At 55.7% G+C, this 18,821-nt stretch carries 14 protein-coding genes and 3 pseudogenes; 10 read left to right on the forward strand and 7 right to left on the reverse strand.

Features of this window, described 5'->3' with window-relative positions; all coding sequences use genetic code 11:
• Positions 1-208 precede the first annotated feature (208 nt).
• From IM294_RS08575 to IM294_RS08585, 3 genes are all read left to right on the forward strand, one after another.
• The gene (locus IM294_RS08575; RefSeq protein WP_185860360.1) at positions 209-2,917 is read left to right on the forward strand and encodes a cation-transporting P-type ATPase; all 2,709 of its coding nucleotides are present in this window, start codon (positions 209-211) and stop codon (positions 2,915-2,917) included.
• Between the two features lie 83 nt (positions 2,918-3,000).
• Positions 3,001-4,065, forward strand: coding sequence for an efflux RND transporter periplasmic adaptor subunit (locus IM294_RS08580; RefSeq protein ID WP_126818332.1), 1,065 nt, complete (start codon positions 3,001-3,003; stop codon positions 4,063-4,065).
• A gap of 9 nt (positions 4,066-4,074) precedes the next feature.
• Positions 4,075-7,209 carry an efflux RND transporter permease subunit gene (locus tag IM294_RS08585; RefSeq protein ID WP_126818333.1) on the forward strand — a complete coding sequence of 1,045 codons (3,135 nt, stop codon included), beginning with the start codon at positions 4,075-4,077 and terminating at the stop codon, positions 7,207-7,209.
• Here the strand turns inward: IM294_RS08585 and IM294_RS08590 are convergent.
• Positions 7,160-8,281, reverse strand: coding sequence for a YbdK family carboxylate-amine ligase (locus tag IM294_RS08590; RefSeq protein ID WP_126818334.1), 1,122 nt, complete (start codon positions 8,279-8,281; stop codon positions 7,160-7,162). The two genes, IM294_RS08585 and IM294_RS08590, sit on opposite strands and share 50 nt — an antisense overlap.
• Before the next feature lie 104 nt (positions 8,282-8,385).
• Here IM294_RS08590 and IM294_RS08595 point away from each other — a divergent pair, with 104 nt between their 5' ends.
• A complete protein-coding gene (locus IM294_RS08595) occupies positions 8,386-9,276 on the forward strand; it encodes an oxidoreductase (RefSeq protein ID WP_126818335.1) in 891 nt (296 codons plus the stop codon).
• 53 nt (positions 9,277-9,329) lie between these two features.
• Here the strand turns inward: IM294_RS08595 and IM294_RS08600 are convergent, their stop codons facing one another.
• The 3 genes from IM294_RS08600 to IM294_RS08610 are packed head-to-tail and all read right to left on the reverse strand — an operon-like array spanning position 9,330 to position 10,619.
• Positions 9,330-9,764: a hypothetical protein gene (locus tag IM294_RS08600; protein ID WP_069733219.1), complete on the reverse strand. Its 435-nt coding sequence runs from the start codon at positions 9,762-9,764 to the stop codon at positions 9,330-9,332.
• Positions 9,761-10,117, reverse strand: a complete 357-nt coding sequence (locus IM294_RS08605) for a tlde1 domain-containing protein (RefSeq protein WP_126818336.1) — start codon at positions 10,115-10,117, stop codon at positions 9,761-9,763. The genes IM294_RS08600 and IM294_RS08605 overlap by 4 nt, the downstream gene beginning before the upstream one ends.
• A gap of 10 nt (positions 10,118-10,127) precedes the next feature.
• A complete protein-coding gene (locus IM294_RS08610; protein ID WP_088205191.1) occupies positions 10,128-10,619 on the reverse strand; it encodes an Hcp family type VI secretion system effector in 492 nt (163 codons plus the stop codon).
• 448 nt (positions 10,620-11,067) lie between these two features.
• Here IM294_RS08610 and IM294_RS08615 point away from each other — a divergent pair.
• Positions 11,068-11,220 (forward strand): annotated as a pseudogene (locus IM294_RS08615) (ketopantoate reductase C-terminal domain-containing protein); the annotation flags it as partial.
• 170 nt (positions 11,221-11,390) lie between these two features.
• On the opposite strand, the gene IM294_RS08620 reads toward IM294_RS08615, so the two are convergent.
• The gene (locus IM294_RS08620; RefSeq protein ID WP_126818337.1) at positions 11,391-12,290 is read right to left on the reverse strand and encodes a LysR family transcriptional regulator; all 900 of its coding nucleotides are present in this window, start codon (positions 12,288-12,290) and stop codon (positions 11,391-11,393) included.
• 128 nt (positions 12,291-12,418) lie between these two features.
• On the opposite strand from IM294_RS08620, the gene IM294_RS08625 reads away from it, so the two are divergent.
• Complete coding sequence (locus IM294_RS08625) at positions 12,419-12,991, forward strand: flavin reductase family protein (RefSeq protein ID WP_028012260.1); 573 nt, start codon at positions 12,419-12,421, stop codon at positions 12,989-12,991.
• Positions 12,992-13,127: 136 nt separating this feature from the next.
• Entirely contained in the window at positions 13,128-13,730 is a 603-nt protein-coding gene (locus IM294_RS08630) for a site-specific integrase (protein WP_126818338.1), read from the forward strand.
• 92 nt (positions 13,731-13,822) lie between these two features.
• Here IM294_RS08630 and IM294_RS08635 read toward each other — a convergent pair whose 3' ends face one another.
• Positions 13,823-14,707 carry a LysR family transcriptional regulator gene (locus tag IM294_RS08635; protein ID WP_126818348.1) on the reverse strand — a complete coding sequence of 295 codons (885 nt, stop codon included), beginning with the start codon at positions 14,705-14,707 and terminating at the stop codon, positions 13,823-13,825.
• A 173-nt stretch (positions 14,708-14,880) separates the two neighbouring features.
• Between IM294_RS08635 and IM294_RS08640 the strand changes: the two genes are divergently transcribed.
• Together IM294_RS08640 and IM294_RS08645 are read left to right on the forward strand one after the other, a co-directional pair.
• The gene (locus tag IM294_RS08640; RefSeq protein ID WP_126818339.1) at positions 14,881-16,017 is read left to right on the forward strand and encodes an alpha/beta hydrolase; all 1,137 of its coding nucleotides are present in this window, start codon (positions 14,881-14,883) and stop codon (positions 16,015-16,017) included.
• A gap of 177 nt (positions 16,018-16,194) precedes the next feature.
• On the forward strand, positions 16,195-17,388 hold the full coding sequence (locus IM294_RS08645) for an MFS transporter (RefSeq protein WP_126818340.1): 1,194 nt from the start codon (positions 16,195-16,197) through the stop codon (positions 17,386-17,388).
• A 173-nt stretch (positions 17,389-17,561) separates the two neighbouring features.
• Here the strand turns inward: IM294_RS08645 and IM294_RS08650 are convergent.
• Positions 17,562-17,915, reverse strand: a pseudogene (locus IM294_RS08650) (TSUP family transporter); the annotation flags it as partial.
• On the opposite strand from IM294_RS08650, the pseudogene lptF reads away from it, so the two are divergent.
• Positions 17,916-18,698: pseudogene (gene lptF / locus IM294_RS08655) on the forward strand (LPS export ABC transporter permease LptF); the annotation flags it as partial. It lies immediately after the preceding pseudogene.
• Positions 18,699-18,821 lie beyond the last annotated feature (123 nt).

Genomic DNA, 18,821 nt, shown 5'->3' on the forward strand with positions numbered 1-18,821 from the left:
ATACCAAACATGGTTCCCCCTCGTTTAGGATTGGTTTAGAAATATTTTGTAAAAATCAGCTCGTCGAAATAATTTTAATCAATTTTGAATAACCCAGTGGTAAATATATTGCGGTAGATCAATTTTACCCGCAAGACTTTAAAATCAATTTATTTAAGCCAGAAAGGAATTCAGGCTTCTGTTCACCGGATATTGAAGGAAAAATATGATGACTGAAAAAAAATACTCCCCAAACGTGCCGCCTTCCGGCGGGCTGGCATACCAGCAGACCGCAGAGCAGGTGCTTACCCACGTGCAGAGCCAGGCCAGCGGTCTGGATCGTGCAGAGGCGCAGGCGCGTCTGCAAAAAACAGGGCCGAACGCGCTGCCGGAGAAAAAAGGTAAACCCGCCTGGCTGCGTTTTTTGGCCCATTTTAACGATGTGCTGATTTACGTTCTGCTGGCCGCCGCGGTATTAACGGCGGTAATGGGTCACTGGGTCGATACGCTGGTAATTTTGGGCGTGGCGGTCATCAATGCGCTAATTGGCCACATTCAGGAAAGCAACGCGGAAAAATCGCTGAAGAGTATTCGCAATATGCTTTCCAGCGAGGCGCGCGTTATTCGCAACGGCAACCATGAAACCATACCGACGACGGAAATTGTTCCGGGCGATATTATTGTATTGCGCGCGGGGGATCGTATTCCGGCGGATATGCGTTTAATCGAGGCGCATAATTTACGCGTGGAGGAGGCGATTCTGACCGGTGAGTCCACCGTGGTGGATAAACACACGAATCCGCTGAGCGGCGAATTACCGCTGGGCGACCGCACCAATATGGTCTTCTCAGGAACGACCGTGAGCGCGGGCGGCGGCGTCGGCGTAGTCACCGCGACCGGCAAGGATACGGAGCTCGGCCATATCAACCAGATGATGGCGGGCATTGAAAAACACCGCACCCCGCTGCTGGTACAGATGGACAAGCTCGGTAAAGCCATCTTCGTCATTATTCTGGCGATGATGGCCGCGCTGTTCGTCTTCAGCCTGATGTTCCGCGAGATCCCGATGGGCGAGCTGCTGCTCTCCCTGATTAGCCTGGCGGTCGCCTCCGTACCGGAAGGTCTGCCGGCGATTATCTCCATCATCCTCTCCCTGGGCGTACAGGCGATGGCGCGCAAGCGGGCGATTATCCGCAAGCTGCCGACGGTTGAAACGCTCGGCGCGATGACCGTAGTCTGCTCGGATAAAACCGGGACCCTGACCATGAACGAGATGACGGTAAAAGCCATCATCACCGCCGACGTCTGCTACCGCGTGGACGGCAACAGCTACGAGCCGGTAGGCAATATCTACCTGGAAGGCAGCGACGAGCCGGTCCACATCCAGCCGGGCACCGTCCTGGAGCAGTACCTGCGCACCGTTGACCTGTGCAACGACAGCCAGCTGATTCAGGACGAGCGCGGCCTGTGGGGCATCACCGGCGGGCCAACCGAGGGCGCGCTGAAGGTGCTGGCGGCCAAGGCCCACCTCGAGCCGGTCGTGACCACGCTGGTTAACAAGATCCCGTTCGATTCTCAGTACAAGTACATGAGCACCCACTACCAGATTGGCGGTGAGGAGCAGATTTTGATTACCGGCGCGCCGGACGTCATTTTCGCCCTGTGCAACCAGCAGCAGACGCGTAACGGTGCGCAAGCGTTCAACCGTGCGTACTGGGAAACGGAGATGGAGCGCTATGCGCGTCAGGGGCTGCGCATGGTTGCCGCGGCGTTCAAACCGGCGAACGGCGAGCAGGAGCTGACGCACGACGACTTGAGCCACGGCCTGATTTTCCTCGGCATTGCCGGAATGATGGATCCGCCGCGCCCGGAAGCGATTGATGCGATTAACGCCTGCCAGCAGGCGGGGATCCGCGTCAAGATGATCACCGGGGATCACCCGCAGACGGCGATGAGCATCGGCCAGATGCTGGGGATCAGCAACAGCGAGCAGGCGGTCACCGGCTATCAGCTGGAGAAAATGGACGACGCCGAGCTGGCGGAAGCGGCGGTGAAGTATGACATCTTCGCCCGTACCAGCCCGGAGCATAAGCTGCGCCTGGTGAAAGCGTTGCAGGATAAAGGCGAGATCGTCGGCATGACCGGCGACGGCGTAAACGATGCCCCGGCGCTGCGCCAGGCGGACGTCGGCATCGCGATGGGCATTAAGGGCACGGAAGTCACCAAAGAGGCAGCGGACATGGTCCTGACGGACGATAACTTCGCCACCATCGCCAGCGCGGTGAAAGAGGGGCGTCGCGTTTACGACAACCTGAAGAAAACCATCCTGTTCATCATGCCGACCAACCTGGCGCAGGGGCTGCTGATTGTGATTGCGCTGCTGGCGGGGAACATCATTCCGCTAACGCCAGTGCTGATTTTGTGGATGAACATGGCGACCTCCGCCACGCTCTCCTTCGGCCTGGCCTTTGAGGCCGCCGAGCGCAACATCATGCGCCGCCCGCCGCGCCAGACCGGGCAGCACGTAATGGACGCCTACGCCGTGTGGCGCGTGGCCTTCGTCGGCACCATGATTGCCATCGCCGCCTTTGCGCTTGAAGCCTGGCTGGCCCCGCGCGGGCACAGCGCGGAGTTCATCCGCACCGTGCTGCTGCAGATGCTGGTCTGCGCCCAGTGGGTGTACATGATTAACTGCCGCAACACTGAAGGGTTCTCACTGAACCGCGGCCTGCTGGCGAACAAAGGGATCTGGCTGGTGACGGGCGTACTGTTCCTGCTCCAGGCGGCCATTATCTACCTGCCGTTTATGCAGATGCTGTTCGGCACCGAAGCGCTGCCGCTGCGCTACTGGTTCGTGACGCTGGCGGTGGCTGGGGTGATGTTCTTCGTCGTCGAAATCGAGAAGCGACTGACCCGCAGGTTCCGTAAGGCTGCATAACGAAAATCTTACCCCTCACCCTAACCCTCGCCCCTTTGGGGAGAGGGCCGGGGTGAGGGGAGAAACAACGCTGAGGTACTCCCATGAAACTTCCACTCCTGTTCGCACTTCTTGTCAGTACCCTGCAACCCGTCTTTGCCGCCGCGGTCCCCGTTCGCGTCGCCACCGTGGAGCAGACCGCCCATGCCGCCGAGCGCCAGATCCCGGGCCGCATCGAAGCCATTCACACCGTTGAACTGCGCGCACGCACGGAAGGCGTGATAACGAAAATCAACTTCCGCGACGGGCAGTACGTGAAAAAAGGCGACGTGCTGTTCGAGCTGGACGACGCCGAGCCGCGCGCTGCCCTGCGTCTGGCGCAGGCCGAAGTGAGAAGCGCTGAAGCCACGCTGCGTCAGGCGCAGCAGCAGCTTTCCCGCTTCGAAAGCCTGGGCAGCAGCAACGCCATCAGCCGTCACGACGTGGATAATGCCCGCATGCAGCGCGACGTGGCGAGCGCCGCGCTGGAGCAGGCGAAAGCCCGGCTCGACACCCGCAGCGTCACCCTGAACTACACCCGCATCACCTCGCCGATTGACGGTCGCGTGGGCCACAGCCAGTTCCACGTGGGCAGCCTGGTGAATCCTGCCAGCGGCGTGCTGGTGGAGGTGGTGCAGCTCGATCCCATCCGCATCGCCTTTGCGCTGGAAGAGGGAGCGTTTGCCACTAAAGCTGGACAGCACGCGGATATCAGCGCCATGAAGCAGGCCTGGCAGGCGCTGATCGACAGCAACGGCCAGCGCGTCGGCGGGGAACTCACCTCCGTGGACAACCGCATCGACCCGCGCACCGCCAGCGTGATGCTGCGCGCCGAGTTTGCTAACCCGCGCCACCAGCTGCTGCCCGGCGGCAACGTGAATGTCTATCTGCGTCCGGCGAGCGAGCAGCCGGTGCTGACGCTGCCTGCCGCTGCGGTTCAGCAGAACGGCGACGGCTACTTTGCCTGGGTCGTTAACGCCGACGGCAACGCCGAAAGGCGCCCGCTGAACGTGGCCGGGCAGATCGGCCAGCAGTTTCAGATTGCCTCCGGCGTGAAGCCCGGTGAGCGAGCGATTACCGACGGCGCGCAGCGCGTGCAGCCCGGCGCTGCCGTCCAGATACTCAATTAAGGAGCCATCATGCTGACGTTTTTCATCAAACGCCCGCGCTTCGCGATGGTGATTGCGCTGGTCATCACCCTGCTGGGGGCCATCGCGCTGAGGATTATTCCGGTAGAGCAGTACCCGCAGATCACCCCGCCGGTGGTGAATGTTTCTGCCAGCTGGCCGGGCGCCAGCTCGGCTGACGTGGCGGAAGCCATCGCCACGCCGCTGGAGACGCAGCTTAACGGGGTGGATCACATGCTCTATATGGAGTCCACCAGTTCGGATGAAGGCACCTACAGCCTGAACATCACCTTTGCGGCGGGCACCGATCCGGACCTCGCCGCCATCGACGTGCAAAACCGCGTGGCGCAGGCCGTGGCGCAGCTGCCGACCGAGGCACAGCAAAACGGCGTGCAGGTGCGCAAGCGCGCCACCAACCTGATGATGGGGGTAAGCCTTTACTCACCGAACAACACCCACACGCCGCTGTTTGTCAGCAACTACGCCAGCACGCAGGTGCGCGAGGCGCTGTCGCGTCTGCCGGGCGTGGGACAGGTGCAGATGTTTGGCGCGCGGGACTACAGCATGCGCATCTGGCTGCGTCCGGACCGCATGAACGCCCTGAACGTGACCACCGATGACGTGGCGCAGGCGCTGCGCGAGCAGAACGTGCAGGGAGCGGCGGGCCAGATCGGTACGCCACCGGTATTCAACGGCCAGCAGCAGACGCTGACCATCAACGGGCTGGGGCGCTTAAGCCAGGCCGAAGACTTTGCCGACATCATTATTCGCGCCGGGGAGATGGGCCAGCTGGTGCGCATGAAGGACGTCGCCACCATCGAGCTCGGCTCGCGCAGCTACAGCTCGGGCGCTCAGCTGAACGGGCATGACTCCGCCTACCTCGGCATCTACCCGACGCCGTCCGCCAACGCCCTGCGCGTGGCCGACGCGGTGCGCGCGGAGCTGGAGCGTCTCTCGACGCGCTTCCCGGACGACCTGGTCTACGAGGTAAAATTCGACACCACCACCTTCGTTGCCGCCACCATTAAAGAGATTGGCGTCTCGCTGGCGCTGACCATGCTGGCCGTTGTGGTCGTGGTGTCCCTGTTCCTGCAAAGCTGGCGCGCGACGCTGATTGTCGCCCTCGCCATTCCGGTGTCGCTGGTGGGCACCTTTGCGGTGCTCTACGCGCTCGGTTACTCCGCCAACACGCTGAGCCTGTTCGCCATTATTCTGGCGCTGACCATGGTGGTGGATGATGCCATCGTGGTGGTTGAGAGCGTCGAAACCCTGATGGCTGAAGGGCAGAGCCGCACGGCGGCGACCGCGCTGGCGCTGCGCCAGATCGCCGGGCCGGTGATTGCCACCACGCTGGTGCTGCTGGCGGTGTTTGTGCCGGTGGCGCTCCTGCCGGGAATTGTGGGCGAGCTGTACCGCCAGTTCGCGGTGACGCTTTCGACCGCCGTCACGCTCTCAAGCCTGGTGGCGCTGACCCTGACGCCCGCGCTCTGTGCCATGCTGCTGCGCCCGCGTCCGGCGAAGCCTGCCGCCATTTTTCGTGGGTTCAACCGTGGGCTGGACGCCACGCGCACGCTTTACACCCGGATAGTGAGCGTATTCAATCGGCGTCCGTGGCTGGCGCTGCTGGCCACCGCAGGCGCGGCGGCAGTGGTGGCGTTCAGCTTTATGTCGATGCCAAAGGGCTTCCTGCCCCAGGAAGATCAGGGCTACTTCTTCGCCAGCGTCCAGCTGCCGGAAGCGGCCTCGCTGGAGCGCACCGAAGCGGTGATGGCTACCGCGCGCGAGCTGATCGCTAAAAACCCGGCGGTGGAAGACGTCATTCAGGTCTCCGGGTTTAACATCCTCAACGGTACCAGCGCCTCCAACGGCGGGTTTATCTCCATCATGCTGAAGGACTGGAGCGAGCGCCCGCCGCTGGACGAGGTGATGGGCACCCTTCAGCGCCAGCTGCTGGCCCTGCCGGAAGCGACCATCATGACCTTCGCGCCGCCGACGCTGCCGGGGCTGGGCAACGCCTCTGGCTTCGACCTGCGCATTCAGGCGCAGGCGGGGCAGAGCCCGGCGGAGCTGGAGCGCGTTACGCGTGAGGTGCTGGCAAAAGCCAACCAGCATCCGCAGCTGAGCCGCGTGTTCACCACCTGGAGCAGCAACGTGCCGCAGCTGACGCTGACCGTTGACCGCGAGCGTGCGGCCCGGCTCGACGTGCCGGTGTCGCGCATCTTCAGCAGCCTGCAAACCGCCTTCGGCGGCACCCGCGCCGGGGATTTCAGCGTCAACAACCGCGTCTACCACGTGGTGATGCAGAATGAGATGCAGTGGCGCGAGCGCGCGGAGCAAATCAGCGAGCTGTTCGTGCGCAGCAACAGCGGCGAGCGGGTGCGTCTGAGCAACCTCGTCACCATCACGCCGACCGTCGGCGCGCCATTTATTCAGCAGTACAACCAGTTCCCGTCGGTATCGGTAAGCGGTTCGGCAGCGGAAGGGGTAAGCAGCAGTACCGCGATGGCGGCGATGGGCGAAATTCTGGCGCAGAGCCTGCCTGCCGGGTACGACTACGCCTGGAGCGGCATGTCGTATCAGGAGCAGCAGACCGGCAACCAGGCGGTATGGATTGTGCTGGCGGCGGTGGTGATGGCGTGGCTGTTCCTCGTCGCCCAGTACGAGAGCTGGACGCTCCCGGCGAGCGTGATGCTTTCGGTGCTGTTCGCCATCGGCGGGGCGCTGGTCTGGCTGTGGCTGGCGGGCTACGCCAACGACGTGTACGTGCAGATCGGTCTGGTCTTGCTGATCGCGTTAGCGGCGAAAAACGCGATTCTTATCGTGGAGTTCGCCCGCGCGCGGCGGATGGACGGGATGGCGATTGTCGATGCCGCGCGGGAAGGGGCATCGCGCCGCTTCCGCGCGGTGATGATGACCGCCGTGTCGTTCATCATCGGCGTCCTGCCGATGATGCTGGCGACCGGGGCGGGTGCCCAGAGCCGCCGCATCATTGGCACTACGGTGTTCAGCGGCATGCTGGTGGCAACCGTGGTAGGGATTGTGTTTATCCCCGCGCTGTTCGTGCTGTTCCAGCGCCTGCGCGAGTGGGGCCACGGCCTTACGGACTCGTCGCCCACAGCTCGCAGTGCTTCTGAACCAGAGAAATAAGCGAGCCGCCGTCGGCGATGAAGTCCCGCATGCGCTGCGCCTCGCTCTTGCCCTGCTTTAACAGCAGGGCAATTTCATTAATTGCGCTCGTTGCGCCGAGCTTCTCGGCCGACGGCGCAACCTGCTCCAGCAGCCAGGCGATATCCTCCACCACGGTTTTGTGCTCGCCGGTATGCACGTCCGTCAGAACCCCCTCCAGCCCGTAGCGACACGCCTGAAAACGGTTAAAGCGGTACAGCAGAAAATCCCGCTCCTGATGCTTATACGGCCGCGTGGTCAGCAGCCAGTGGGACGTCGCCTGGATCAGCCCGGCGATATTAATCGCGTGGCCGAGCGTCAGCGGGGTATCCATCACCCGTACCTCAACGGTGCCAAAGTGCGGGCTGGGGCGAATGTCCCAGTGCAGATCTTTAATGCTGTCGATCATGCTGGTAGCGCTCAGGCGGCGGAACAGCCCTTCGAACTCCTGCCAGCTGTTAACCCACGGCATCTGGCCGTTATCCGGGAACCCCGAAAAGATATTGAGCCGCGACGAGGAGAACTTCGTGTCTGTGCCCTGCATGTACGGCGAGGCGGCCGCCAGGGCGATAAAGTGTGGCACGAAGCGCGACAGGCCGTGCAGGAGGTAAATGGCGTCATCCCCGGTCCGGCAGCCGACGTGCACGTGCTGTCCAAACACCGTTGCCTGCAAAATCAGGTAGCCAAAGCGCTCCAGCGTGACGTTATAGCGCTCGTCGTCGCACACCTCCTGACGCTGCCATTTCTGGAACGGGTGCGTTCCGCCGCCGCAGATCTGAATATGCTGCTCCGCCGCCGCGCGCAGGATGCTCTGCTGCATCACCGAGAACTGCGCCGCCGCCTGGTCAATGTTCTGGCACACGCCGGTGGCGATTTCGAGCATGCTTTCGGTGATGTCGTGTTTGACTTCACCGCCTTTGATGTCGTCTTTGACGGCGGCGATGAGGGCAGAGGAGTCCTGGCTCAGATCGTAGCCCGGCGGGTTAACTACCTGCAGTTCGAGTTCGATGCCGAGGGTGAACGGTTCAGAGGATTTGAAATCAGGTAAAGGCATGGCGCACTCCGTTGTCTGTGAATGTTGAGTATAGACAACGGGTGTGGCGCGCTCGTCTCAGGGTGGTATAACTGATAGCAGGCTTAGCAAAAGGGGAGTGACTCATGTCTGACCATCCAACCATTGCGCTGATTGGTCCCGGTGCGATTGGCATCACCATTGCCGCGGTGTTGCATGACGCGGGCCGCACGCCGCTGCTCTGCGGACGCACCGCGCATCCGGAATTACGCCTGCGTTACGACGAGGGGGAAACGGTTGTGCCCGGTCCGGTATTCACCGATCCGTCCGTCATTACTCGCCCCGCAGATCTTGTTTTTGTGGCGGTAAAAACGACGCAAAATTCCGACAGCGCCAGGTGGCTGCGCGCGCTGTGCGATGAAAACACCGTGGTCTGCGCGCTGCAAAACGGCGTAGAGCAGAAGGCGCAGCTTGAGCCTTTGGTCAGTGGCGCAACGGTGCTGCCGTCGGTGGTCTGGTTCCCGGCGCAGCGCGAGCCGGATGCCTCCGTCTGGCTGCGCGCCAAACCGCGCCTGACGCTGCCGGATGTGCCCCAGGCGCAGCGGGTGGTCGAAGCGCTTCGTGATACGCGCTGCGCGGTTGAGCTCTCGGAAGATTTCCCCACAGTCGCCTGGCGCAAGCTGCTGCAAAACGCGGTCGCCGGGTTGATGGTGCTGGCCAACCGCCGCGCCGGGATGTTCAGGCGCGAGGATGTCAGCGAGCTGGCGCTGGCCTACCTGCGCGAAGGGCTGACCGTCGCCCGCGCTGAAGGGGCGAAGCTGAACGATGACGTGGCGCAGGAGATCCTGGCGAACTTCCAGCAAGCGCCTGAGGACCTGGGTACGTCGATTCTCGCCGACCGCCAGGCGGATCGCCCGATGGAGTGGGATATCCGTAACGGCGTCATCCAGCGCTACGGCCGCAAACACGGCATTGCGGTGCCCATCAGCGATGTAGTGGTGCCGCTGCTGGCGGCGGGGAGCGAGGGGCCGGGTTGAGCCTGGGTCTGGAGGGAAGGAAAGACCCGGCCGTTGTGCGCCGGGTAGCGTCTCTACTTAGCCTGACGGGCTTTCTCTGCTTTCAACTCTTCCATTGTTGCCTCCAGGATCCAGAGGCACTGAGCACCCTCAACCGTCTCCAGCAGCGCCCGGCGGGTACGCTGATAGAACGCGTCGATTTCTTCGGGGGATTTCTCTAAAGGCGGCGTGCAGACAATATCGCTGCCTATCATGTGCGGCCACTTTCCGGCGTCAATGGCGCGGAGCGCTTTCAGCGTTGCGTTCGTGTTTGTTATGAGCGCTGCGGCTAAGGCGTCCTCCAGCTGTTGCGCCTGCTTGACGTCAGCCGTAGCAGACAGGGTAGGAGCTTGCTCAATCCAGTGTGCATCACCAGAGGCGATTCCATTAAGTGCTGATGACCAGTCAGTGCTGGCTGCAATGGCTGGGACGGCGAGCGCACATAGCAGGAGTACGATAGGGTATTTCATCGCACGACCTCAAGGTCACCGCCGTCACGAAGGATTTTACGTCGCGTTGACAGTGAGAGAATGATGCACCCCTCTGATGCAAACCCGGCTTGACCATACTTGTGGTCACCATGAATGCGGAATTCTGAGCGACCAAAACTCTCTCCGGAGGTTTGCTCAAGGATGATTGTAATTGGTCCTTTTGAATTCGAATGACCCGCGATTTTATATGTCCCGCGAGGCAGTGGCCCCAGTCCCTTTACATGCTGACGGTCCGGGTTGTTTTTATTCGTAAGAGCACCGGAATATCCGGTCTCAATTAGTTTACCGTCTTTATACATCCTGCCGGTAGACTGCTCATACTTCCATCCCATAACGTTCTCCTTATGCCGTTTTGCGATCATTCCAGCTATCAGAATGCATGATGTTACCGTCGACATAGCGCCAGGTAATTTTTTCATACAGCAGTTCTACCAGCTCAAGATGGTTATGTTTCTCATAGTCAGGATCTTTGACGTCAAGCATCATTGGACAGACGCTGACGATCGTCACTCCTTCCATAAGGCTGGAAAAATATTCCACTTCCTGGCCGGCATCGTTGATGTGGTAAAACTTTACCTCTGCGGATTTTAGCTTCTGACCTGTGCTGACAGCCTTGTACAAATAGGGGCTGGAGGCGTCGATCTCTTTATCGAAAGAATAAGGGGAATGGACGCGAAGACTTGTTGCTTTGCCGTTATGCTTGTCCGTGGGTTGCATTACGCCGTGGTTCAGTGCGATTAACTCAATACTTCCTTCACGACCATGTATATCGACAGAGCCTTTGATGTCGGCACCACCGTCGTCTTTGAGCCATAAATAAGCGGGAATAGCCATTTGTATAAAACTCCATTTAAGAAAATCCTGAAAAAGCCTTTTGGTTAAGTTGGTTAGGTAACCATGGTGACGCTAGCGCTTATAAAGTGGGTCGTCAATTTTTGTACGATTTGGATATGAAATGATCTGCATTTTCGTTGATACAAATTAAGAAAATGTGGGATCTTACGGTTTGAAACTGGAAAATTTATTAATGTTTAATGCCGTGGTTTTACTTAAGTATTAATTAAGTAAATATTGATTGAAAGTCTAATAAATATTTGGGTTGTTATTAGGTTTATATCTATTTAACGATTTATTGATTGGTTAAAAGCTCATAACGGTTCGTCAGAATACCCGCAAATCCCTAGCGACATGCCTGAAACGGTTAAAGAGGTTAAGCAGAAAATCCTACTTCCGATGCTTATATAGCCGTCTGGTTAGCTGCCAGTGCAGATCTTTTATGCTGTCATTCCTGGCCGACCGTCAGGCGGATCGCCCGATGGAGTGGGATATCCGCAACGGCGTCATCCAGCGCTACGGCCGCAAACACGGCATTGCGGTGCCCATCAGCGACGTGGTGGTGCCGCTGCTGGCGGCGGGGAGCGAGGGGCCGGGCTAACGGCCGCTGTTTTTCCATTCGGCAAAGTAATGGGCGGCCGTGCTGCCCATCGCTTTTCTAAACAAAATGATAAACGCATTCATATCTGAGAGTGGAGGCGGGCCGATAGAGAGGAAGGGAGATGAACATGAATGTCCGCTCTGTGCCAGCAGCAGACGTTGAGGAGAATATTATTTTGATGTGAAATATTTGCGTAATATTTTTTCTAATAGCGAGAAAACGACCGTCACCCTTTTGGGAGTAATCAGCTGGTAAGGTCGATATAAATAAAATTGCCATTTCTCCTGTCGGAGTTCTGGCAGTGGGGGAACAAGTTGGCCGCTTGCTAAGTACTCCCTACAGATAAAATCGCTGGATTGCACAACCGTTTTTCCGGCCAATGCAGCCTGAATTTCGGCGTATGGGTCTGTAGTATAAAACTCAATATGACGAGGGACAAAAGTGTTCACTGCGTCACTCATAAACTCAAATGATTTTCCCGTCTCAGGATTAATTAAACCACTGAATGGATAACGCTGTCGAAGATCTTCTAAATCAGTAGGTGCTCCCAGACGCTCAATAAGTTCAGGGGATGCAACCAAAATATGTTCAACTTGTCCGATGTTTTTAATGATAAAGTTTGGATTAGGTTCTCGCCCTACGCGTATACCTATATCGATACGATGCTCAATAGTATCAAGTTTCATCATATCTAAACGCCAGTCAATAAATAAATCAGGATAGGGGCGTAGTGCAGTCAAGAGTTCATACAAGATTTGTTCATGATTTGAAAATCGAAGTAATGTGATGCGAACAATACCTTTCATTTCATTATCATCTTTCGCCATCTGAAATAATTTTTCAGAATCTTCCAGCAGTCGCTTCGCTTGGGGTAAAAATAGTTCGCCGAAACTGGTGAGAAAGATCGAACGAGTATTGCGTTTGAATAAAGGTTCACCAAGTTGTTTCTCCAACTCAGCGACTGTTCGGGTTACTACTGATGGTGAAACCGACAGTTTGATGGCTGCTTCGCGGAAGTTCAAGGTCTCAGAGGCGATGATGAAAAATTTTAGTGCATCAAGTTTGTTCATGATTATTGTGAAATTTGCAATAATGTATTTTGATAATAGCAATTAATTTGCAACTATTCCAGCCATATAATCGAACAATCAAATAAGTAACCTGTCTTACTTTTTATCAGAACTCAAAAGAGTAAATTATGTCAATTCAACCAGTAGAGTTAAACAAAGCCTATCGTTTATTACAGGTCGGGCCAACCACGATGATATCGGCTAAAAATGATGGCATTGAAAATGTCATGGCAGCGGCCTGGGTGGGATTAGTAGGCAATAACAAAGTGATGGCTTTTATAGGTCCACAGGCATTTACTCGCGGGCTTGTAGAAAAAAGCGGATATTACGCTGTCCAGATCCCAGTAGTAAATCAGATGGAAATGGTTTTATATGCTGGAGGCCACAGTTATTCCGACACACCAGATAAAAATAGTAAAATCCCACTATTTTATCAGAAAGAGTTTGATCTGCCTTTAGTTGAAGGTTGCGCTGGCTGGTTAGTATGTAAGGTCATACCCAATGAAGAAAATGAAAAGCAGCACAACTTGTTCTTGGGGGAAATTGTCGGAGCATGGAGTGATGACCGCGTTTTCAGAAATGGGCACTGGATTTTTGATGATGCGCCTGATGAATTACGTACTGTCCATTACGTAGCTGGTGGACAGTTTTATGCCATTGGCAAAGGTACAAAATTTAATTATGGTCCGGGAAAAGACTAATCCTTACTTCTGTATAAATGTAGCCATATAACATGTCTACATAGAGGTAGTAGCAAAAAAAAACAATTAAGATGTCCGCTTTTCGCTCATAAGAGACAACCATACTCAAATCTCCCACATTGCAGGAGATTTGAGTATGAACACGTCACCGTGGAATAAAGACCGTATCATAGGCCAAAAAAGACCACTTCAGATATCTCATATCTGGGGGATCCGAATCCGGCTTGAACTGGAAGGTAAAACGCGTGATTTAGCTCTGTTCAATATGGCCTTAGACAGTAAGCTACGAGGCTGCGATCTGGTGAACCTCAAAGTATCTGATGTTGCATATGGTAGCTCGGTTTCAAGCAGAGCAACGGTGCTGCAACAGAAAACCGGAAGCCCTGTGCAATTTGAGATAACCAAAGGGACAAGAGAAGCTGTTGCTGCATTGATAAAGCTTGGCAATTTGCACAGTAAAGACTTCTTGTTTCGGTCTCGGATCGGAACTAACCGGCACATATCAACCCGACAATACAGCCGAATTTTTCATGGGTGGGCAGAAAAGCTTGGTCTCGAAGCTTCGCTTTACAGCACACATTCCATGAGAAGAACAAAACCTTACCTGATATACAAGAAAACCAAGAATCTCCGGGTGATCCAACTTCTGTTGGGCCATAAGAAACTGGAAAGCACTGTCCGTTATCTAGGCATCGAAGTCGATGATGCGTTAGAGATCTCTGAATCGATTGAAGTCTAAGGTTGTCAGGGCTGCAACAGCAGCCCTGTGCCAGGAGCGGACGTTGTTTTTCAACTATTACCCAGGCCTGCGAACCACCTCATCTTTATCCCTTAAATTCTCAATGTATCGATAACCGCTCTTAGAGCGGGTGACACATTGCGGTGCGGATAATAGAGATATGAACCTTCCAGGCGCTGACTGTAGCATTGCAAAACTCTGATCAGCGCCCCCTGTTCTATATCATCAGAAACTAATTCCTCCGGAACATAAGCCAGTCCCAGGCCTAGCCGGGCGGCTTTGGCTTCCATATAGCTGTCAGCAAAGGCCCATTGTCCCTGAGGTTGATGGGTTATCTTTTTACCGTCTTGATTGAGTTCCCATGCATACAGGCTGCCGTCTCCAAACTGGTAAGCGATGCAGGGATGAATAACTAAATCGGAGGGAGTTTGCGGAAATCCGTAGCGACGAAAGTGCTCGGGCGTGCCGACAACGGCCATCTCCATATCGGGCGAAATGCGCACCGCGACCATACCGCTACCTACTTCCGAGCCCAGACGTATACCGGCATCGAAGCGCTCAGCAATAATATCGACAAACCGGCTTTCGCTGATGAGCTCCAGCCGAATATCTGGGTAGCGTTGTTTAAACACCGCCAGCTTCGGCAGCAGCACTTTATCAATGGCGTGCTGACTGGCATTAATACGGACCGTACCCGATGGGGTATGGCGATAATGGGCCAGCGTGGCAAGCCCCATATCTAAAGCGTCAAATCCAGATTCGACGGTTCGATAGAGCAACTCGCCGGCATGGGTGAGCGATAACTTGCGCGTGGTACGCACCAGAAGCTGCACGCCCAGTCGTTCTTCCAGCTCGCGCACTGCACGACTAATTCCTGACTGCGCCAGGCCAAGCCTCTGCGCGGCGGCAGTAAAACTCCCTTCTCGCACGACCTGCATAAACAGATAGAGATCGTTATAGTTTTCCCGTTTCGCCATCATCCTTCCCCTGCTGCCGCATCACAATTCAGAACAATATGTTATCAATCTTAGCATTTTTCACCCTCTAATCAGTACTATTTCTGCTAACTATAATGTGCGCATTGCAACAAAGCACAGCAGCGTTGTCCGTAGGAAACCTGTTTCTGGCACGTTTTATGAAGGGGATTTTGATGACTGCTTTCACCCAAAAATTGACAACTGCGATACCCGCCCTGTTGTTATGCGCATCATTAAGTGGAGTCACAAATATGAGTTACGCTGATACAGCCAATCCGAACGCGCCCGTTTCGCTGGTCGAGAAATGGGATAAAACTTTTACTGAGAGCACGCAAGTTGATCACCGTAAGGTGACCTTTCCGAACCGATACGGGATCACCTTAGTCGGGGATCTCTACATCCCGAAGGATCGTGGGGATCGCAAGCTGGCAGCTATTGCTGTTAGCGGCCCCTTCGGGGCGGTGAAAGAGCAATCCAGCGGCCTGTATGCGCAGACGCTGGCTGAACAGGGATTTGTCACTCTGGCTTTCGACCCTTCATACACGGGCGAAAGCGGCGGCTACCCGCGCAACGTCGCATCTCCGGATATCAACACCGAGGATTTCAGCGCGGCGGTTGATTTCTTAGGCCTGCAAAAAGAGGTGGATCGCAACCGTATCGGGCTGCTCGGTATCTGCGGATGGGGCGGCATGGCCTTAAACGACGCCGCGATGGACACGCGTGTCAAGGCGGTGGCGACCAGCGTGATGTATGACATGAGCCGTGCGATGGGGCATGGCGTGGGCGATGGCAAAGACCGCTATACCACTGCCGATCGTCGTGCCGTATTGCAGTATCTGAACACGCAGCGCTGGAAGGATGCGGAAAATGGCGCTTTCGCGCCAGGCGGGCATGACATTTATGTTGATGAGAAGGGCAACGTCACCGCTTCCGATCGTATTCTGCCGGAAACTCTGCCCGCGAATCCTAACCCAGTATTGAAAGAGTTCTTTGATTATTACCGCATGCCGCGTGGTTTCCATGCGCGTTCGGTCAACTCAACCGGTGCCTGGAACGCAACCATGCCGCTGTCATTTATGAATATGCCGCTGCTGAGTTACGCCAATGAAGTTACTATCCCTACACTCATCGTGACCGGCGAAAAAGCCCATTCACGCTATTTTGCTGAAGATGCCTTTAAGGCAATCGGCAGCAAAGAGAAAGAGTTAGTGATTGTCCCTGGGGCAAACCATGTTGATCTGTACGACAACGTTGCGGGTAAGATCCCATTTGCCAAATTTGAGCACTTTTTCAAAGCAAACTTAAGGTAACCCGAAAAGTTTACCAGGCCACCTGTCATAAACGGGTGGCTTTTACCTGCCTGGTGTGACGCCGAATATGTCACATCGCCCCATATTCTCACCCACCTATTATGTCGTTATTCCCTGAATAACTTCTGACCCGACTGCGCCTGAATCTGGCTGGTTCGATATTAAGGGATGCTAATAATGTCCACTGTAAGTCTAAAACCATCATACGAAAAAAAGCATGCATACTGGAGCGGCGTATTTGCCATGACGCTTTGCGTGTTTGTGCTGATCGCTTCTGAGTTTATGCCAGTCAGCCTGCTTACGCTCATTGCCCGCGATTTGCACGTTACCGAAGGGTTGGCAGGGCAAGGAATTGCCGTCTCTGGCGCACTGGCAGTGCTGACCAGTCTGACTATCTCCCATATTGCCGGGGATCTAAATCGTAAATATCTTCTGCTGGGGCTGACGGTCTTAATGGCCATATCGGGAATAGTTATCACCATAGCGCCTGACTATCCGGTTTATATGCTGGGGAGGGCTCTGATTGGCGTAGTTATCGGAGGGTTCTGGTCAATGTCGGCTGCAACCGCCATTCGGCTCGTGCCGCAGCACCAGGTTCCCCGCGCACTGGCAATTTTTAATGGCGGCAACGCGCTGGCCACCGTTGTGGCTGCGCCGCTTGGTAGCTACCTGGGGACAATCGTCGGTTGGCGTGGGGCCTTTTTATGTCTCGTCCCCCTTGCGATAGCTGCGTTCATCTGGCAATGGGTCAGCCTGCCTTCGATGGAAAGCGATAAAACACAAAAACCACAGGGATCTGTGCTTCGTCTGTTCAGCGTCGCCATCGTACCAACGGGACTGCTGGCCTGTGGGTTGTTCTTTATGGGGCAGTTTGCTTTATTTACCTACGTGCGCCCCTTTCTGGAGAGCGTCACCAGGGTGGGACCTTCTGACCTTTCTCTGATTTTGCTCGCAATAGGCGTAGCAGGTTTTGTCGGCACAACGATCGTCTCAACATTCCTGAACGCCAAATTTTACAAGACCTTAATCATGATCCCGTTGCTTATGGCCGCGATTACTGGTGCGTTACTGCTGGTCGGACACCACATCTGGGCCGTTGCCGTATTATTAAGCCTGTGGGGGCTACTTGCGACGGCTGCGCCAACAGGATGGTGGACATGGATAGCACGAGCGTTACCCGAAGATGCAGAGAGGGGTGGTGGCCTCATGGTTGCGGTGATCCAGCTATCGATTGCGCTTGGTTCAACGGCTGGAGGTCTGGCATTCGACAGTCTGGGATGGAGAAGTGCATTTGGTTTAAGTGGTTTGTTACTACTGGGGGCGGTAGTGATGACATATGCAACATCCCGTCAAAATAGGAAGGTACACTAACGCAATTCTTTTATATCTGGTGTGCGCTCTTTAAGGACATACGACAGAGGGGCGAATGTCCGCTCCTCGCTCTAAGCGGACCTTGACTGCGGCCCTCCACTTTGTGCCAGAAACGGACGTTCATGCAGATATTGCCGCTGTAAAAGCAACTAAATTTGCAAAGCAGGATTTGCTTAAAGCAACATAGCCACCAGTACCATGCACAACAGCATCACGTAGATTCTCGCGTGCCAGACATCAGGGACGGCGGGGAACACCCGGCGGCTAAATACTATACCCGCCCAGCCAGCCACCAGGAGCATGCCCAGAATCTTCAGGCTGATAAAACCCACAAAACCGCCTGCCGAAATTTTGTGCCAACCGCTTATCGCATAGGTCACCGCACCGCACAACGCCACCGGCAGGGAAAGCGGGTTGGCCGCGCTAATACACTCTCGCATCGTATGACCGTGTCGCCGCAACAACGGCACCGTCATTACGCTGCCACCCACACCCAGCAATGCGGCAATCGTGCCGATTAGCATACCGTCGCAGCAGTCAACGTAATGTGGGTGGGGCCGTGGTCTTCCCGCCAGCAGGATGCTGTGCTGGCTGAGGCGAAGGCCAATCCGGGCGTGGCCGCACTGGCTCAGGGGAAGTTTCAGCCGTCTTCAGATGGTAACTCAGTGTTGTTTATTGAATCCGTAGAGGGTTCTGAATTCCAGGGCGTATTTCTGGCTCAGCTACGGCCAAAAGGGAATGCTCGCTCTTCCGTTGTTGTGGCCGATTCAGGCCAGCTTTCCCGGCATAAAGATGGTTCCCAAATTGTAACGCTGAATAAGGGCACACGCTTTGAGGGAACCGCCACACATCGTGACTTCCGTATCACTGATTTCAATAATTATCAGGCAACTATCGGGAGAAAGAACGTTACTGCGGATCTGAACGACACCGAACAGATGGATATACGTACCCTGTGGAATGTGGGCAGCGAGCGTGCCCGTGCAGATCTTCACTGGCGTATAACGCTTGTGATAACGGTATTTATCATGGCGCTACTGGTGGTGCCTCTCAGCGTCGTTAATCCGCGTCAGGGACGCGTACTCTCGATGCTGCCGGCGATGCTGCTCTACCTGATCTTTTTTCTGCTGCAAACGACGCTGAAATCCAGTGCAGGTAAAGGCAGGCTCGACCCTGCCGTCTGGATGTGGGGAGTCAATCTATTGTATATCGCTCTGGCGACGGTCCTGAACCTGTGGGACACCCTTCCTGTACGGCGTATCCGCGCCCGTCTTTCCACCAGAAAATTCCAGGAAAGATCTTCAGACTGAGCTCGTAATCAGGCAGCTTAATGATAACGGGACCTGCTGCAGTTGATACTGTGCTGTTGCAACTGCGCAAAAAAGAAACTTCAGCAGCGGCCCTCCCTAACTCTTCATTATGTCCTGACGCCA

This window comes from Enterobacter cloacae complex sp. P43RS, assembly GCF_014930585.1.
In the GTDB taxonomy this organism is placed as follows: Bacteria; Pseudomonadota; Gammaproteobacteria; order Enterobacterales; family Enterobacteriaceae; genus Enterobacter; species Enterobacter bugandensis.

Coding starts and splice junctions, on each gene's coding strand:
- IM294_RS08640 (WP_126818339.1), top strand. CDS start 14,881: ATGACTGCTTTCACCCAAAAATTGACAACTGCGATACCCGCCCTGTTG.
- IM294_RS08600 (WP_069733219.1), bottom strand. CDS start 9,764: ATGAAATACCCTATCGTACTCCTGCTATGTGCGCTCGCCGTCCCAGCC.
- IM294_RS08585 (WP_126818333.1), top strand. CDS start 4,075: ATGCTGACGTTTTTCATCAAACGCCCGCGCTTCGCGATGGTGATTGCG.
- IM294_RS08575 (WP_185860360.1), top strand. CDS start 209: ATGACTGAAAAAAAATACTCCCCAAACGTGCCGCCTTCCGGCGGGCTG.
- IM294_RS08635 (WP_126818348.1), bottom strand. CDS start 14,707: ATGGCGAAACGGGAAAACTATAACGATCTCTATCTGTTTATGCAGGTC.
- IM294_RS08605 (WP_126818336.1), bottom strand. CDS start 10,117: ATGGGATGGAAGTATGAGCAGTCTACCGGCAGGATGTATAAAGACGGT.
- IM294_RS08580 (WP_126818332.1), top strand. CDS start 3,001: ATGAAACTTCCACTCCTGTTCGCACTTCTTGTCAGTACCCTGCAACCC.
- IM294_RS08630 (WP_126818338.1), top strand. CDS start 13,128: ATGAACACGTCACCGTGGAATAAAGACCGTATCATAGGCCAAAAAAGA.
- IM294_RS08595 (WP_126818335.1), top strand. CDS start 8,386: ATGTCTGACCATCCAACCATTGCGCTGATTGGTCCCGGTGCGATTGGC.
- IM294_RS08645 (WP_126818340.1), top strand. CDS start 16,195: ATGTCCACTGTAAGTCTAAAACCATCATACGAAAAAAAGCATGCATAC.
- IM294_RS08625 (WP_028012260.1), top strand. CDS start 12,419: ATGTCAATTCAACCAGTAGAGTTAAACAAAGCCTATCGTTTATTACAG.
- IM294_RS08610 (WP_088205191.1), bottom strand. CDS start 10,619: ATGGCTATTCCCGCTTATTTATGGCTCAAAGACGACGGTGGTGCCGAC.
- IM294_RS08590 (WP_126818334.1), bottom strand. CDS start 8,281: ATGCCTTTACCTGATTTCAAATCCTCTGAACCGTTCACCCTCGGCATC.
- IM294_RS08620 (WP_126818337.1), bottom strand. CDS start 12,290: ATGAACAAACTTGATGCACTAAAATTTTTCATCATCGCCTCTGAGACC.